A 1,955-nucleotide genomic window follows, 5' to 3' on the forward strand; every position below is an offset into this window, starting at 1 on the left:
CATGACCAGCAAAGTAAAAAAGTCCGACGTCATTGCTATTTAGATTGTCACGGAACGAAGAAATGGCTCTATCAACATCTTCAATCCTTGCATCCGTTAGCTTCACTACCGAAAAGCCCAAAGCAGTCAGTGCTGCAGAGATGTCTTCGGCATCGTTGACGGGATTGGCTAGGGCCTCTTCGGGATAAGCCGAATTTCCGATGGTTAGCGCAGTAAGCTTTCTGGTCAACATTGTGTTCTCAGTAGATAAGGGTAGATAGATGCCCAACGCCGCCAACACGCGCAGCTTTGTAGTGAAGGAAAAGCCGCAACGGAAAAGCTGTCGCTGTGCTTGGCCTTGTGTACGCCCAGCATGGGCATGAACTGATGGGGTGAAAGTCCCCTGTAGGAAGATCACCCTCAGCTTTCTGGCTGAGGCTAACTACTAGCGAATGGCAAGGGCTAATCCGCGAGGAGCAGTCTGAAGGAAGCCGGAACGCAAATCTGCGAGCTGATGAACAAGAACATCATACGAGGCGTAGGCTGGAGGCGAGTTGGCACAAGACAACGAAGCCAGGTGATCTAACAGCCACCGTAAATGATGCAGTTGTGCAGGGAAAGCTCATGTTCTTATCTGGGGAGCTCTGCTTATCCCGCGATCGTTCACTTATCCAGCTTGGCCGCTGGTTCAACAGGCCTGGCGTTCAGGCATCATCACCCTGAACGAGCGAACCCGATGGCAAACGATAGCGCCTGGGCGGGTAACCGCCAAGGTGAATAAGCAGATGTCAGCAGACGGCATAGTAACCCAACGCCCGGCGTAATGGCCGGGACATGGTGAAGGCCTGAACACTTAGAACAAAGGAGGAGCCGAGTTGCACTTGAACACCTGTTCGCCGTCCGGCGATGACGCCATTCAGCGTGCCAACCCGCAGCCAGCCCTTAGCCAAGATCTCTTCGAGCAGGTGCTGCAACGAGACAATATCCTCGCGGCATGGCACCGCGTTCGAGCCAACAAGGGCGCCCCCGGTGTCGATGGCATGACCATCGAGACGTTCCCGGCGTGGGCAAGGTCGGGTCACTGGAAACGGACGGCAACCGAGCTGCGAGTCGGGCAATATCACCCGGCCCCAGTGCGGCGAGTCGAAATCGATAAACCCGATGGCGGCAAACGCCAGTTGGGGATCCCGACCGTCACCGACCGGGTGATCCAGCAAGCCATTGCCCAGGTGCTGACGCCCATTTTCGACCCCGGCTTCTCGGATAACAGTTTCGGGTTCCGGCCCCATCGAAACGGGCAGCAAGCGGTGAAACAGGTACAGCGCCTCATCAAGCAAGGCCGCAGCTTTGCGGTCGATGTGGATCTGTCGAAGTTCTTCGACCGGGTAAACCATGATCTACTCATGAGTAAACTGGGCGCCAAGATCAACGACAAGCGGCTACTGGGCCTGATTGGCCAATACCTGCGAGCCGGGTTTATCGCTAACCAGCAGCATCAGGAGAGTCGGGAAGGTGTGCCACAGGGCGGTCCATTATCGCCGCTGTTGGCCAACATCATGCTCGACCCACTGGACAAAGAGCTGGAAAAGCGCGGCCACGCCATCGCCCGCTATGCCGATGATTTAACCATACTGGTGAGGAGTCGGCGAGCGGGAGAGCGCGTACTGGCCAGCATCAGCCGCTACCTGCAACAGCGTTTGAAACTGGTGGTCAACGCCAGCAAAAGCCATGTCGTCAAAACCTCGGAGAGTAAGTTCCTCGGATTTACCTTCAATACGGGGAGGATCCTCATCCACCCGAACAGCTTGCAGCGTTTCAAGCAGCAAGTCAGACGACTGACCAACCGCTGTCTCTTATACACATCTTTGGTCGATTGGTGAGATAAATGCTGAAAAAAGCTTCGAACAGCTCCTTCCCCTGCCAAGGGGGAGGTTGGGAGGGGGTGGCTTTTGATGTTTCACAAGCTAAAAAGCAAA

Annotated in this window: 2 protein-coding genes; one reads left to right on the forward strand and one right to left on the reverse strand. The window is 55.3% G+C overall.

Annotated elements, in window-relative coordinates:
• A partial coding sequence (locus ACZYTD_RS17105) for a caspase family protein (protein WP_463893894.1) occupies positions 1-232 on the reverse strand: 232 nt, incomplete at its 3' end.
• A gap of 628 nt (positions 233-860) precedes the next feature.
• Between ACZYTD_RS17105 and ltrA the strand changes: the two genes are divergently transcribed.
• Complete coding sequence (gene ltrA, locus ACZYTD_RS17110; RefSeq protein ID WP_463893895.1) at positions 861-1,859, forward strand: group II intron reverse transcriptase/maturase; 999 nt, start codon at positions 861-863, stop codon at positions 1,857-1,859.
• Positions 1,860-1,955: the final 96 nt, after the last annotated feature.

The sequence above is a fragment of the Pseudaeromonas sp. HNCC25DJ180 genome (assembly GCF_055413345.1).